14 protein-coding genes are annotated in these 13,825 nt (G+C 61.6%); 1 reads left to right on the top strand and 13 read right to left on the bottom strand.

Going from position 1 to position 13,825, the window contains the following annotated elements:
- Positions 1-127 precede the first annotated feature (127 nt).
- From BMZ70_RS09745 to flhD, 13 genes are all read right to left on the bottom strand, one after another.
- Positions 128-1,204: a protein-glutamate methylesterase/protein-glutamine glutaminase gene (locus BMZ70_RS09745; protein ID WP_092272982.1), complete on the bottom strand. Its 1,077-nt coding sequence runs from the start codon at positions 1,202-1,204 to the stop codon at positions 128-130.
- A 23-nt stretch (positions 1,205-1,227) separates the two neighbouring features.
- Positions 1,228-1,827, bottom strand: a complete 600-nt coding sequence (gene cheD / locus BMZ70_RS09750; RefSeq protein WP_092272985.1) for a chemoreceptor glutamine deamidase CheD — start codon at positions 1,825-1,827, stop codon at positions 1,228-1,230.
- Between the two features lie 9 nt (positions 1,828-1,836).
- Positions 1,837-2,700, bottom strand: a complete 864-nt coding sequence (locus BMZ70_RS09755; RefSeq protein WP_092272988.1) for a CheR family methyltransferase — start codon at positions 2,698-2,700, stop codon at positions 1,837-1,839.
- Between the two features lie 92 nt (positions 2,701-2,792).
- Complete coding sequence (locus tag BMZ70_RS09760) at positions 2,793-4,511, bottom strand: methyl-accepting chemotaxis protein (protein WP_092272991.1); 1,719 nt, start codon at positions 4,509-4,511, stop codon at positions 2,793-2,795.
- A gap of 117 nt (positions 4,512-4,628) precedes the next feature.
- On the bottom strand, positions 4,629-5,120 hold the full coding sequence (locus BMZ70_RS09765) for a chemotaxis protein CheW (protein ID WP_092272994.1): 492 nt from the start codon (positions 5,118-5,120) through the stop codon (positions 4,629-4,631).
- A 9-nt stretch (positions 5,121-5,129) separates the two neighbouring features.
- Positions 5,130-7,322 (bottom strand): chemotaxis protein CheA, encoded by a 2,193-nt coding sequence (gene cheA / locus BMZ70_RS09770; protein WP_092272997.1) that lies wholly within the window; start codon positions 7,320-7,322, stop codon positions 5,130-5,132.
- Between the two features lie 56 nt (positions 7,323-7,378).
- Positions 7,379-7,744: a response regulator gene (locus tag BMZ70_RS09775; RefSeq protein ID WP_092273000.1), complete on the bottom strand. Its 366-nt coding sequence runs from the start codon at positions 7,742-7,744 to the stop codon at positions 7,379-7,381.
- Between the two features lie 37 nt (positions 7,745-7,781).
- Positions 7,782-8,330: a chemotaxis protein gene (locus tag BMZ70_RS09780; RefSeq protein WP_092273003.1), complete on the bottom strand. Its 549-nt coding sequence runs from the start codon at positions 8,328-8,330 to the stop codon at positions 7,782-7,784.
- 17 nt (positions 8,331-8,347) lie between these two features.
- Positions 8,348-9,301 (bottom strand): flagellar motor protein MotB, encoded by a 954-nt coding sequence (gene motB, locus BMZ70_RS09785; RefSeq protein WP_092273006.1) that lies wholly within the window; start codon positions 9,299-9,301, stop codon positions 8,348-8,350.
- Positions 9,302-9,338: 37 nt separating this feature from the next.
- A complete protein-coding gene (motA, locus tag BMZ70_RS09790; protein ID WP_092273009.1) occupies positions 9,339-10,199 on the bottom strand; it encodes a flagellar motor stator protein MotA in 861 nt (286 codons plus the stop codon).
- 104 nt (positions 10,200-10,303) lie between these two features.
- Positions 10,304-11,026, bottom strand: a complete 723-nt coding sequence (locus tag BMZ70_RS09795) for a class I SAM-dependent methyltransferase (RefSeq protein ID WP_092273012.1) — start codon at positions 11,024-11,026, stop codon at positions 10,304-10,306.
- Between the two features lie 73 nt (positions 11,027-11,099).
- On the bottom strand, positions 11,100-11,648 hold the full coding sequence (gene flhC, locus BMZ70_RS09800) for a flagellar transcriptional regulator FlhC (RefSeq protein WP_092273016.1): 549 nt from the start codon (positions 11,646-11,648) through the stop codon (positions 11,100-11,102).
- Between the two features lie 25 nt (positions 11,649-11,673).
- On the bottom strand, positions 11,674-11,991 hold the full coding sequence (gene flhD, locus BMZ70_RS09805) for a flagellar transcriptional regulator FlhD (protein WP_090177486.1): 318 nt from the start codon (positions 11,989-11,991) through the stop codon (positions 11,674-11,676).
- 569 nt (positions 11,992-12,560) lie between these two features.
- Between flhD and kynU the strand changes: the two genes are divergently transcribed.
- A complete protein-coding gene (gene kynU / locus BMZ70_RS09810) occupies positions 12,561-13,811 on the top strand; it encodes a kynureninase (protein WP_092273019.1) in 1,251 nt (416 codons plus the stop codon).
- The last annotated feature ends 14 nt before the right edge of the window (positions 13,812-13,825 follow it).

Here is a 13,825-nt window from a genome sequence, read left to right on the forward strand (position 1 = left end):
CTCCGTTGATTCTCTACGCGGTTGTTAATAGTGCCTACTAGTGCCTGCAAATGGCAACAAGTTGTAGGATAGCATTTTCGTTGCTTGAAGGCGAACAAAGTAGCAGTAAAACGTCACAGTTGGTGATTTAAACACGCAGTGCCCGCATACCGTGCTGTGCAAGGTAACCTAGTACCATGCCCGGCAAGGCTTGCAAGGCGCCTATTTCGTGCGCCGCCCCGACCGCAATCGCCTCGCGCGGCATGCCAAACACCACGCAACTGGCTTCATCCTGCGCAAAATTATACGCCCCGGCGTTCTTCATCTCCAACATGCCGGCCGCGCCATCCTTGCCCATGCCAGTCAGGATAACCCCAACCGCATTTTTACCGGCGCACTGCGCGGCGGAACGGAACAGCACATCCACCGACGGCCGGTGGCGGTTGACCGGCTCGGCCTGGTCGATGCGGGTCATGTAGTTGGCGCCGCTGCGGGTCAGGTACAGGTGCGAGTGGCCAGGCGCGATGTAGGCGTGGCCCGGCAGCACACGCTCATTGCCCTGTGCTTCCTGCACCGAGATTTTGCACAGCGAGTCCAGCCGCTTGGCGAACGAGCGGGTGAAGCCTTCCGGCATGTGCTGGGTGATCAGGATGCCGGGGCAGTCGGACGGCATTTGCATCAGGAATTCACGGATCGCTTCGGTGCCGCCGGTGGAGGCGCCGATGATGATCAGTTTTTCCGACGACAGCAGCGGGTTGCGCAAGGCCGACAGCGGCACCGCGCCCTGCCCTTCGGCGCCCGGCTGCGGCAGGCGGCGCGCCTGCACCCGGGCCTTGGAGGCGGCGCGGATCTTGTCGGTGATCAGGTCGGTGTACTCGCGCATGCCGGCCTGGATCGAGATCTTCGGCTTGGTCACGAAGTCGACCGCGCCCAGCTCCAGCGCGCGCATGGTGATCTCGGAACCGCGCTCGGTCAGCGAGGACACCATCACCACCGGCATCGGCCGCAGGCGCATCAGTTTTTCGAGGAAGTCGAGGCCGTCCATCTTCGGCATCTCGACGTCGAGGGTCAGCACATCGGGATTGGTTTGCTTGATCAGTTCGCGCGCCACCAGCGGATCGGGGGCGACGCCCACCACTTCCATATCGGGCTGGGAATTGATGATCTCGGTCATCACGCTACGGATCAGTGCGGAGTCATCGCACACCAGGACTTTGGTCTTCATGGCAGTACTACCTTATTCTTCATTTAAAACAGATCGATCTCGCCACCCACCGGCGCCACTTTAAGGCGGCTGGCATATTCGATTTCGCGTTTAACGAGGGTGTCGTTATGGCTTTGCATCAGCTTCTTGACCAGCACCTTGCCGGTGCGCGGGAAGAAATAGACCTTGCGCGGGTAGATATCGTTCAAGTCCTCCGCCACCACCCGGATCTTCTCGACCTTGAGGAAATTCAGCACGAAGGCCGCGTTGCGCTCGCCGACGTTGATGGCGGTGAAGCCCTTGAGCACCGCGCCGCCGCCGAACACCTTGGCTTCCAGGTTCTCGCGCTTGGCGCCGGCCTTGAGCAGGTCGTTGATCAGGATCTCCATCGCGTAGGTGCCGTAGCGCGCCGAGGCCGACACCGGGCTGCCGGTATCGCCGCCGCCGTCCGGCAGCATGAAGTGGTTCATGCCGCCCAGGCCGGTGGTGCGGTCGCGGATGCAGGCCGACACGCAGGAGCCGAGCACGGTCACGATCAACATGTCCTTGTTGGTGTGGTAGTACTCGCCCGGCAAGATCTTGGCGGCCTGGCAGTCGAACGTCCTATCGTAATAAACGTTCGTGGCAAATTGTTCGAGGTCCATGTTTTATTCTCATGTGCGTTGCGGTGCTTTGCGGGCCGCAGCGTTATCGTCCAGTTCGTAGACGGTTTTGCCGCGCAGTTTCAACGACTCCGAGACATACAGGAAATTCTCCGAGTGCCCGGCAAACAGCAGGGCATCCGGTTTCATCAGCGGCACGAAGCGCGACAGGATCTTGCGCTGGGTGGCCTTGTCAAAGTAAATCATCACGTTGCGGCAGAAGATGACGTCGAACTGGCCGCTGATCGGCCAGCTGTCGGCGAGCAGGTTCAGCTGCTTGAAGGTAATCATATTCCGCAATTCCTGCCGCACGCGCGCCTGGCCTTCGCGGTCGCCCTTGCCTTTCAGGAAGAAGCGGCGCTGGCGCTCGGGCAGCATCTTGTCCAGCCGGTCCATCGTGTAGACGCCGTTGGCGGCGTGCGCCAGCACGTTGGTGTCGATGTCGGTGGCGATGATCTGGCAGTTGGGCGTGAGCGTGTTGAACGCTTCGCACACTGTCATGGCGATCGAGTACGGTTCCTCGCCGGTGGAGCTGGCGGAGCACCAGATGGTGAGCGGCTCGCGCTTGTTCTTGATGTGCTCGGCAAGCAGCGGGAAGTGGTGCGCTTCGCGGAAGAACGAGGTCAGGTTGGTGGTGAGGGCGTTGGTGAACGACTCCCACTCTTCGCCCAGGCGTCCGGCTTCGAGGTCGTCCAGGTACTTGGCGAAGGAGTCGATGCCGGTGGCGCGCAGGCGGCGCGCCAGGCGGCTGTAGACCATTTCCTGCTTGCTGTCGGCCAGCGAGATGCCGGCACGCTTGTAGATCAAACCGCGAACGCGTTCGAAATCCCTGGCGTTGAAGTCAAATTCCTTGACTGTGTCTTTTGATGGCGGCATACGTCAAATCCTTTTTTGCTGCCGTCATTCCCGCGCAGGCGGGAATCCATGCTGAGTATGGACTCCCGCCTGCGCGGGAGTGACGGTAACGCTTAAAACTCTTCCCACTCATCGCCGCCCGAAGCGGCGGGAGCGGGAGCTTTTTTCGGTGCGGCTGGTTTCGGACGCGGTGCCGCAATCGCCGGCGCCGGCGCTGGCGCCGGCGCAGCGGCCACCACTGGCGCGCGGCGCGGCGCGGCAGCCGCCGCAGGACGACGCACTTCGTCATGCGACAGCTTGAAGATGCTGACCGCCTGCGACAGCAGTTCGGCCTGCTCCTGCATGCTCTCGGCCGCAGCCGCAGCCTCTTCCACCAACGCGGCATTCTGCTGCGTCATTTCATCCATCTGCGAGATCGCCTGGTTGACTTCCTCGATGCCGTTGCTTTGTTCCTGGGTGGCGGCGGTGATCTCGCCCATGATGTCGGCCACCTGGCGGATCGAGGTCACGACCAGGTCCATCGTCTGGCCGGCTTCGTCCACCAGCTTGCTGCCGGCGTCGACCTTCTCGACCGAATCGCTGATCAGCTCTTTAATCTCTTTCGCCGCGCCGGCCGAACGTTGCGCCAGGTTGCGCACCTCGGACGCCACCACCGCGAAGCCACGGCCCTGCTCGCCCGCACGGGCCGCTTCCACCGCCGCGTTCAGCGCCAGGATGTTGGTCTGGAAAGCGATGCCGTCGATGACCGAAATAATGTCGGCAATCTTGCGCGACGAGGCGGTGATCGAGCCCATCGTCTCCACCACTTGCGACACCACGCTGCCGCCCTTCTCCGCCACCGACGACGCGGTGACCGCCAACTGGTTGGCCTGGCGCGCATTGTCGGCATTCTGTTTCACGGTCGAGGTTAGCTCTTCCATCGACGACGCGGTTTCTTCCAGCGAGCTGGCTTGCGATTCGGTACGCGCCGACAGGTCGGCATTGCCCGAGGCGATTTCCTGCGAGGCGGTCGAGATCAGTTCGGTACCGTTGCGCACATCGCCCACGGTCTTGGCCAGGCTGTCGTTCATGTCTTTCAGCGCCTGCAGCAGTTCGCTGGTTTCATCCTTGCCTTCGACGAACACTTGCGAGGTCAGCTCGCCGCCCGCGACTTTCTGCGCCACGCTCACCGCGCCCGACAGCGGACCGGTGATCGAGCGGGTGATCACGGCGGCGCACACCACGCCCAGCGCCACGGCCACGCCGCCCAGCACAAACAGCACCACCATCAGGCTGCGGTCGGCGGTCACGGAACCGTCCATCACATCCTTGGCCGCCGCCTGCTGCATGTCGACCAGCTTGTTGATCAGCACCAGCGTCTGCGAGTTCAGCGGATCGATGCGGCCGGAAATCACCTTGGCGCCGCCTTCGCTGTTGAAGGCCAGGATCTGCCCGATCGCTTCCTTGAAGGCGGCGTCGGTATCGGTTTCCAGCGCGGCCAGCTCGGACAGCACTTTCTTCTCGGCGTCGTTCAGGCCCTGCGCCTTCAGCTCGCTCAGCGCCTTGTCGTAGCGGGCGCGCTGGTCCTTCACCTTCTGCTCTTCCTTCTGCATCAGGCTGACGTCCGATTGCAGGCCGATATTACGCATCGCGATACCGGTCTCCAGCATGGCGCTCTTCATGGCGCCCGCTTGCAGATTCTTGGCGGTGGCAGTGGCCAGGCCCTGGGTCAACTTGCTCTTATTGCTGTAGTTCAGGTAGTTGGTCAGCAGGACGATGGCGACCAGGATCAGCAAGATGATGCCGAAACCGATACGCAGCCGTGCACCGATTTTGAAGTCGCGTAAATTCATTGTGAATCTCCCCTCTTTTCTGTCTATGTCGTGATGTGGCGGCGCGGCCTTCTTTTTGGGACGCGTCCGTGGTGTTGCGAGGCCGGCGCGGGGTTACGGCGCCGGCGGGGCGAGCCATCAGGCTGCCAGTTGTTCGATCAGGCCCATTTCCGGGCTGGACATCAGTTTGTCGATGTTCACCAGGATCAGCATGCGCTCATCGATGGTGCCCAGGCCGATCATGTAGTCGCTGCTGAAGGCGGTGCCCATTTCCGGCGCCGGCTTGACCTGGTCCGGCGTCAGGGTGGTGACGTCGGACACCGAATCGACCACCATGCCGACGATGCGGCCGGCGATGTTCAGAATGATGACCACGGTGAACTGATCATACACCGGCGAGCCCAGGTTGAACTTGATGCGCATGTCGACCACGGGAATGATAATGCCGCGCAGATTGATCACGCCCTTGATGAATTCCGGCGCGTTGGCAATGCGGGTCACCGCCTCGTAGCCACGGATTTCCTGCACCTTCAGGATGTCGATGCCGTACTCTTCCGAACCGAGCTTGAAGGCCAGGTATTCGTGCCCGGCGATGTCGCTTGCTGCTGCCGCAGTTTGTATCTCTGCCATGATGGCCCCCTATGAAGAAAAAATCGATTCGTCCGCCAGCTGGCGCGACGAGCGGATCAACGCGGCGACATCCAGAATCAGCGACACGCCGCCGTCGCCCAAAATCGTTGCGCCGGAAATGCCGGCCACCTTGCGGTAGTTGGATTCCAGGTTCTTGACCACCACCTGCTGCTGGCCGACCAGCTCGTCGACGAACAGGCCGGCCTTGCGGCCGTCGGTCTCGATGATGATGACGATGCCCTGGCACGGGTCGTCAAAGCGCGGCGTGATGTCGAACATCTGGTACAGCGGCACCAGCGGCAGGTATTCCCCGCGCACCTTGATGACGCGGCCCTTGCCGCTGATTTCCTTGACGTCTTCCGGCGCCGGCTGCAGCGATTCGATCACGAAGCCGAGCGGCAGGATATAGACCTCGTCGCCGACGCGGATCGACATGCCGTCCAAAATCGCCAGCGTCAGCGGCAGCGAAATCGAGATGGTGGTGCCGAAGCCCTTGGCCGAGCGGATATCGACCACCCCGCCCATCGCCTCGATATTACGCTTGACCACGTCCATGCCGACGCCACGGCCGGACACGTCGGTGACCACCTCGGCGGTCGAGAAGCCGGGGGCGAAGATCAGTTGCCAGACTTCGGCGTCGCTCATGGTGTCGCTGACGGCCAGGCCATTTTGCCCGGCCTTGGCCAGGATGCGCTCGCGATTGAGACCACCGCCATCGTCCGACACCTCGATGATGATGTTGCCGCCCTGGTGCGAGGCTGACAGGAACAAACGGCCGGCCTCGCTCTTGCCGGCGGCGCGGCGCACGTCCGGCATTTCGATGCCGTGGTCGATCGAGTTGCGTACCAGGTGGGTCAGCGGATCGACGATGCGCTCGATCAGGCCTTTATCGAGTTCGGTGGCGGCGCCGTTGGTGATGAAGTCGACCTTCTTGCCCAGCTTGGTGGCAAGGTCGCGCACCATGCGCGGGAAGCGCGAGAACACGAAGTCCATCGGCATCATGCGGATCGACATCACCGCTTCCTGCAGGTCGCGGGTGTTGCGGGTCAGCTGGCTGACGCTGTTGAGCAGGCGCTGGTGTACCATCGGGTCCAGCGTATCGACGCGCTGCTCGATCATCGCTTGCGTGATCACCAGCTCGCCGACCAGGTTGATCAGCTGGTCGACTTTCTCGATCGAGACGCGGATCGAGGACGACTCGGCGCCGGCGGCCGGGGCCTTCTCTTTTTCCTTCTCTTCCTTCTTGACGACTTTCTTTTCTTCTTCCGGCGGCGTTTCAATCACGATGCCGGCGGCGGCACGGATCTGCTCCACCGGCTGGAAGAAGCCATAGCCTTGCGCATCCTCGGACGCGGCCGAGGCGTTGGCGCGGATTTCATCGAGTGGCTGGAAGAAGCCATAGCCTTCGCCGCCAGGACCAGCATTGGCCGGCTTCAGTTCGGCGACGTCGAAGAAGCCGTAGCCCAGCTCATCCTCGACCTTGGCGCGCGCGGCGTTTTCGAGCTTGGCCTGGTCGTCGTTCAGGGCCGGCAGCTCGCTGATCTTCATCTCTTCCGGATTCAGCACGAACGAGCAGATGGCGATGATGTCATCCAGGCTTTCATGCGTGGTGACCACCATCGCATTGCGGTCCTTGTCCAGCGGCGTGATCGAGACGTGGCCCATCAGGCCCAGCTCCTCGCCCAGCGCCGTCACTTCGCGGTGCTGCATGGCCGGCAATTCGAGCCGGTAGCGGCGGCCGCCGCTGTGGTCCACGTGTTTGGTTTCGGCGGCGTTGTAAGCCGGCGCCACCGGCGCCAGCGCGCCCACCGGCACGTCCTGCGCCAGCGATTGCAGCATCATGCGCACATTGGCGACGGCGTCCTGGTCGACTTCGCTGCCGAGGCGGTGGCCGTCCAGCTGCATCTTGAGGATGTCCTTGGCGGCCAGGAAGGCGTCGACGTGCTCGCCGGTGAGCGCCATCTCGCCCTTGCGGATGCGGTCCAGCAGGGTTTCCAGCACGTGGGTGACCTCGGTCATATCGGTCACGCCGAACGTGGAGGCGCCGCCCTTGACCGAGTGGGCCGTGCGGAAAATCGCGTTCAGGTCCTCGGCATCGGGCGAGTCGACGTTAACCGCCAACAGCAGCCGTTCCATTTCAGCCAGCAGCTCCTCGGCCTCATCGAAAAAGACCTGGTAAAACTGGCTTATGTCGATGGTCATGGTGATACTCCAATAAGTACGCTATGTACGGTCAGCATCATTGCGCGCTCTCTAGATCAACCAATGACCTTCTTCACTACCTCGATCAGCCGCTGTGGGTCGAACGGTTTGACCAGCCAGCCATTGGCGCCGGCGGCGCGGCCCTTGGCTTTCATCTCGTCGGACGATTCGGTGGTCAGCATCAGGATGGGGGTCTTGGCGTAGCTGGGCAGTTCGCGCAGGAGCTTGATCAGTTCCAGGCCATCCATGCGTGGCATGTTCTGGTCGGTCAGCACCATGTCGACGTTCTGCAGCTTGGCTTTTTCCAGGCCGTCCTGGCCATCCACGGCTTCCACCACCTGGTAACCGGCAGCCTTCAGGCTGAAGGCCACCATCTGGCGCAGGGAACTGGAATCATCAACCGCAAGTATAGTCTTAGCCATCTTATTCTCACTCTGTAAATCAAATAGTTATCTGGGTTTAAAACAGCTCGATGTCGCCGCTCTCAAGGTGTTGCTGGCTAACCGCCTTGCGCAATACGCTGCGCAATTCCAGGCTCTGGATCGCCAGCGCCATACTGACTTTGTTCAGCAGCTCGACGATTTGCTCGTTGTCGCTGTCGGGCAGCATTTCCGATCCGTGCGCGCCCAGGGTGCCGAGGAACTCGCGCAAGCCGGTCACGCGCTTGAGGGTGCGGTCCAGCAGCTGGCTGGTCATGTCCTGGAACTGCAGGCTGGTCACCGCGCCGTTGACATAGGTGCCGATCTCGGCGGGCAGCGCTTCCAGCCGGGCGCGCTGCTCGGGCGTGGCGCTGCCGCCGTCCAGCAACAGCTGGATGGTGGGCTGCACCGCTTCCACCACCTGGTGGATGGCCATGAAGTTGAAGGACAGCTTTTCAATCGCCTCCTCCAGCAGCAAGCCGGTCTGGATCACATCGGTCTCGACTTCGGTCAGATGCCGGCGACCGTGGTCAGACACGCCGGACAACAGGCGCTTGACGTGGGAACCCAGAATTTTTTTTCTCGTCATAACAGTCTCGTTCTACTTCATTTTCGTACTGGCGGACCGGAGCGCGCGGCCGGGGCCGGCGCTTCAGCCGCTGCAGCTGGCTCGTCTTCGGCGCCGACTTCCATCTTGCGGCCGTCGCGCAGCACGCTCTCTTCGGCGCGCTTGTTCATCACCACAATGCTGATGCGGCGGTTGATCGGATTGAACGGGTCGGCCTTGTCGAGGTTGATGGCCGAGCCCAGCCCGACCACCCGCAGCACCTTGGAATCCTGCATGCCGCCGGCGATCAGCTCGCGGCGCGAAGCGTTGGCGCGGTCGGCCGAGAGTTCCCAGTTGCTGTAGCCGGTCTCGCTCATGTAGGGCGTGGAATCGGTGTGGCCGGACAGGCCGATGCGGTTCGGCACGTCGTTCAGCACGAAGCCGATCTCGTGCAGGATTTCCTTGGTATAGGGCTGCAGCTCGGCCTTGGCCAGCGCGAACATCGGGCGGTTCTGCTCGTCGACGATCTGGATCCGCAGGCCGTCATTGGTGATGTCGAGCAGCAGCTGCTCCTTGTATTTCTTGAGCAGCGGATTGGCGTCGATCTTGTTCTCGATCTTTTCCTTGAGCGCTTTCAGGCGCTGGTTTTCCTCGGCTTCCATCGCCGCCTTGGCGGCGGTCAGGTTGAAAGTCTTCTTGACCGCCGGGTCGTCGCTGGCCTTGACCTGGCCGTCGGTGCGGGTCAGGTCCTTGCCGCCGCCCTTGATGATGGACGAGCTGTCACCGCTGCCGGAGCCGCCTTCCATCGCCACCTTGAGCGGGGTCTTGAAGTATTCGGAAATGCCGTTGAGGTCGCCCTTGGTGGTGGAGCCGAGCAGCCACATCAGCAGGAAGAAGGCCATCATCGCTGTCACGAAGTCGGCATACGCGATCTTCCAGGCGCCGCCGTGGTGACCGCCGCCGCCCTTCTTGATGCGCTTGACGATAATAGGCCGCAAGCCCTCTTCAGCCATGATGAATCCTTAAACGATGAGTAGTGCGCTGCATGGCTTACTTCGACTTCGATTTCTTGATATGGTCTTCCAGTTCGGCAAAGGTCGGACGCTCGGTCGAGTACAGCACTTTGCGGCCGAATTCTACCGCCAGCGCCGGTGCATAGCCGTTCAGGCTGGCCAGCAGCGTGACCTTCACGCATTGATACATCTTGGTCGACTCTTCCAGCTTTTGCTCCAGCAGGCTGGACAGCGGGCCGACGAAACCATAAGCCAGCAGAATACCGAGGAAGGTACCGACCAGCGCGTGCGCGATCAGGATGCCCAGCTCGGCCGGCGGCAAGCCCACCGATTCCATGGTGTGCACCACGCCCATCACCGCCGCCACGATACCGAAGGCCGGCATGCCGTCGCCCAGCTTGGCGATGGCGTGGGCCGGCGCGGCGCCCTCGTGGTGGTGGGTCTCGATCTCGATATCCATCAGGTTCTCGATCTGGAATGCGTCCATATTGCCCGACACCATGAGGCGCAGGTAGTCGGTCATGAATTCGACGATGTGGTGGTCTTCCAGCACACTCGGGTACTTGCTGAACAGCGGGCTTTGCTCCGGGCTGTCGATATCGCCTTCGATCGACATCAGGCCTTCCTTGCGCACCTTGGACAGCACGTCGAACAGCAAGGACATCATCTCCATATAGAGGTCCTTGGTGTAGCGCGACCCCTTGAACAGGGTCGGAATCGCGGCCAGGGTGGATTTCAGGGTCTTGGCGTTGTTACCGACCAGGAAAGCGCCCGCAGCGCCGCCGCCGATCATGACCAGCTCCAGCGGCTGCAACAGCGCGGCCAGGTGCCCGCCGTTCATGGCAAAACCGCCGAACACGCCGACGCAGACAATTACATATCCGATGATGACTAACAAGTGTGCTGACTCCCCAGTTTGGTAACCGGTCAAAAAATTTACATTGTAGAACTACAATAGCCTGAGTAGGGGGCGACGGGCAAGAGAATAACGTCAAATGATGCTTAAAAGTACCATATATAGAGGGGAACGTCTTCCTCTGTGGCGTGTACCGTGCGATCCGGAGATCTTTCCGGAACGATAAATTCGTAGCTCGCAAGCATGGCTCCGGGCCGCATTTCGGCAGCCGCCTTGCGCCACAGGCCAGGCATGGCCGCGGGGGACAAGTAGGCGAACACCAGGTCGTAGCGGCTGAAGTCGAGTTTTTCGTAGTCGCCGAGGCGGAATCTCGCGCGGCCGCCGGCCAGCTTGGCGCGCAGCCAGCTATATAAGAATGGCAGCGGCGCCAGCTCGATGCCCTCCACTGCCGCATCCGGGCGCACCCGCGACAGATACAGGACAAAACCGCCGAGGCCGCTGCCGATGTCGATCACGCGCGGCGCGCGATCCGCAGGCAGCAGCTGGCGCACCGCATCCCACACCGCCGGGCCGGATGGGTAATAAGGCACCTGGGTGCGGAAGGTCGACCAGTACCAGCCGAGCAGCAGCAAGAAGGCCGCGCCGAACAGCCAGGACGGCAGCTGCAGCGCCAGCGCCGCCAGCACCGCCAGCGGGAACAGCAGCTGAATGGCGCGCCACCAGCCGGCCAGCGCCAGCTTCCACGTGACGAGCGCGGCCAGCAAGCCCTGCACCACGGCCACAGTCAGGTAATCGACGGGGAAACGAAAACTGGCCATCACATAAATGACGGCCAGCGTGAGCGGCATGGCGCCGCACTGGATCAGCATGGCCCGCACGGCGGGCGTGCGGACGATACGTTGGATATAAGGTTGGGGGCGAGGTGCAGTCACGCCGCGTATTTTACGCAGCCAGCGCCTCGGCGTCGCGCAATTTTTTGGTCTTGCCGGCACGCGAAGGCATGTGGCACAGGCCGCAAACATAGCTGCCGTTCAGGTCCATCGTGTTGACCACGTATTTGCCCTGGCACTTGGTGCACGGCGCGGTGTCCAGCATTTTGCTGCTGAAGAAGCGCACCAGGGTCCAGGCGCGGGTCAGCGACAGCAGCGGTTCTTCGCCCGGTTCCGGCGGCATTTGTTCGAGGTAGAGCTTGTAGGCCTTCATCACCGCTTCGATACCGGTGGCGCCGGCGTGGGTCACCAGGAAGCTGTGGATGTTGATGAACAGCGAGGAATGGATGTTCGGCTGCCAGGTCAGGAACCAGTCGGTCGAGAACGGCAACATGCCCTTCGGCGGCGACACGCCCTTCAGCTCCTTGTACAGCTTGAGCAGGCGTTCGCGCGACAGCGACACTTCCGACTCCAGCAACTGCAGGCGGGCGCCAAGCTGGATCAGTTCAATGGCCAGCTGGATTTCCTGGGCTTCCGATACGACGCTTTTCTTGGTGGCCATGATCTGTGCTCCGGGGCTGACGCGATTAAACGATCTCTTCGACCGGCTGGCCGGCCATCAGGATGGCGGCGTGCGACTGGGCCAGCACGCGATCCTTGTTGTAGTTGGTCAGCATGGAGAGGATGGCGCTGTCATCGAAGCGGAAGCGGGCCAGCATCATGTTGCCGCCTGCCAGTTTCAGGATTTGCGCGTTGCTCATGCCCTCGATCAGGTCGGCGATCTCGGCGGCGATGCCGAGGCGGAAGATCGCGGTGACTTTATCGGCGCGGATCATTTGCTGGGCCAGCATCAGGTAGCTCAGGTTTGCGTCGCGAATTTCAGCCATCATGTCGTTTGCGGTCATTTTCCCACTCCTCACAGTTTTCTCTCTGTCGGAACACATTTGCGTTTCCGTTGAGATACATTCTGCTTGAGCAACATGAGCGCGAGAAGAGGTGACTCTCCGTATTTTACGTCGGGAAATAGCGAACGCGACCTGTCGGTGTTTGTCTGACAAACACTCGCAGATCACTCATCCACGCCCTTGCGGCGCGGGTTTCAAGCGGTTTGATAGTTTCAAAAAAACCCTGTTTCGATCGAAAAAATAAAGCGGTAAAGCGACTCTTTTTTGCGACATCTAACTCGGTAACGGCAGCTCTTTTGAGAACTTTAGGGTTTCTCGAAAATATTTTTAAAATTTTTTCGACGATTTTAAAACCCCGTTGATGCACGGTTTCCTGCGCATCTAAGAACGGTAACGGCAGCGCTTTAGGGAACTTTAGGGATTTTTTGAAGAAAACTGAAAAATTTTTAGAAAATCGCTAAAGTCCAGTGATCGTGCGGCCTATTCAGCAAATTTGCCACTGAAAAAACGGCGCAATCGCCTATTTTTCAGGTTACACTCATCACTTTAGATCTCAACTATCAGCCCAAATGACCACTCGCAACGACTGCCTGGAGCGCGACGCACAGGATCCGCTCGCCCCGCTCCGCGATCAATTCGACCTGCCGGACGGCGTTATTTATCTGGATGGCAACTCTTTAGGCGCGCGGCCCAAAGCCGCCCTCGCCCGCGCCCAGCAAGTCATCGCGCAGGAATGGGGTCATGACCTGATCCGCAGCTGGAACACGGCCGGCTGGTTCGAACTGCCGAAGCGTCTGGGCAACCTGCTGGCCCCGCTGATCGGCGGCGTTGACGGCGAAGTGGTGGTTACCGACACCACCTCGGTCAACCTGTTCAAGGCCCTGGCCGCCGCCCTGACCATGCAAGCCGGCGACCCGGCCCGCGCCAGCCGCCGCGTGATCGTCACCGAACGCTCCAACTTCCCGACCGACATTTATATGGCCCAGGGCCTGACCGCCTGGCTGGACCGTGGCTACAGCATCAAGCTGATCGACAGCCCGGAGGAACTGCCAGCCGCCATCGACGCCGATAGCGCCGTGGTGATGCTGACCCACGTGAACTACCGCACCGGCCACCAGTACGACATGAAGGCCAGCAGCGCCCTCGCCCACGCGGCCGGCGCGTTGATTGTCTGGGACTTGGCGCACTCGGCCGGCGCAGTGCCGGTCGACCTGCACGCCGACGGCGCCGACCTGGCGGTGGGCTGCACTTATAAATACCTGAACGGCGGCCCCGGCGCTCCGGCCTTCATCTGGGTGCCGAAAAAGCATCAAGCCAACTTCCAGCAGCCGCTGTCAGGCTGGTGGGGCCACGCCAATCCGTTCGCGATGGCGCCCGACTTCAAGCCGGCCGATGGCATCGCCCGCGCCCTGTGCGGCACCCAGCCGGTGGTCTCGCTGGCTCTGGCCGAATGCGGCCTGGACGTGCACCGCCAGAGCTCGATGGCGGCCATCCGCGCCAAGTCGCTGGCCCTGACCGACTTGTTCATCGCACTGGTGGAAGCGCGCTGCGCCGCCCACCCGCTGGGACTGGTGACGCCGCGCGAGCACGCGCAGCGCGGCAGCCACGTCAGCTTCACCCATCCGCACGGCTACGCGGTGATGCAAGCGTTGATCGCGCGCGGCGTGATCGGCGACTACCGCGAACCGGCCATCATGCGTTTCGGCTTCACGCCGCTGTACACCAGCTATGCTGATGTATGGGACGCGGTGGAAATCCTGCGCGATATCCTGGACCGCCAGGACTACAACGTCGACGCCAAGCGCGATGCAGTGACCTAAACGAGATAAACAGT

Source organism: Duganella sp. CF402 (assembly GCF_900109645.1).
GTDB lineage: Bacteria > Pseudomonadota > Gammaproteobacteria > Burkholderiales > Burkholderiaceae_D > Rugamonas.

Bases quoted from the DNA above. Each gene is read 5' to 3' on its own strand.
- BMZ70_RS09745 (WP_092272982.1), bottom strand. From the start codon at position 1,204: ATGAAGACCAAAGTCCTGGTGTGCGATGACTCCGCACTGATCCGTAGC.
- cheD (WP_092272985.1), bottom strand. From the start codon at position 1,827: ATGGACCTCGAACAATTTGCCACGAACGTTTATTACGATAGGACGTTC.
- BMZ70_RS09755 (WP_092272988.1), bottom strand. From the start codon at position 2,700: ATGCCGCCATCAAAAGACACAGTCAAGGAATTTGACTTCAACGCCAGG.
- BMZ70_RS09760 (WP_092272991.1), bottom strand. From the start codon at position 4,511: ATGAATTTACGCGACTTCAAAATCGGTGCACGGCTGCGTATCGGTTTC.
- BMZ70_RS09765 (WP_092272994.1), bottom strand. From the start codon at position 5,120: ATGGCAGAGATACAAACTGCGGCAGCAGCAAGCGACATCGCCGGGCAC.
- cheA (WP_092272997.1), bottom strand. From the start codon at position 7,322: ATGACCATCGACATAAGCCAGTTTTACCAGGTCTTTTTCGATGAGGCC.
- BMZ70_RS09775 (WP_092273000.1), bottom strand. From the start codon at position 7,744: ATGGCTAAGACTATACTTGCGGTTGATGATTCCAGTTCCCTGCGCCAG.
- BMZ70_RS09780 (WP_092273003.1), bottom strand. From the start codon at position 8,330: ATGACGAGAAAAAAAATTCTGGGTTCCCACGTCAAGCGCCTGTTGTCC.
- motB (WP_092273006.1), bottom strand. From the start codon at position 9,301: ATGGCTGAAGAGGGCTTGCGGCCTATTATCGTCAAGCGCATCAAGAAG.
- BMZ70_RS09795 (WP_092273012.1), bottom strand. From the start codon at position 11,026: ATGCTGATCCAGTGCGGCGCCATGCCGCTCACGCTGGCCGTCATTTAT.
- flhC (WP_092273016.1), bottom strand. From the start codon at position 11,648: ATGGCCACCAAGAAAAGCGTCGTATCGGAAGCCCAGGAAATCCAGCTG.
- flhD (WP_090177486.1), bottom strand. From the start codon at position 11,991: ATGACCGCAAACGACATGATGGCTGAAATTCGCGACGCAAACCTGAGC.
- kynU (WP_092273019.1), top strand. From the start codon at position 12,561: ATGACCACTCGCAACGACTGCCTGGAGCGCGACGCACAGGATCCGCTC.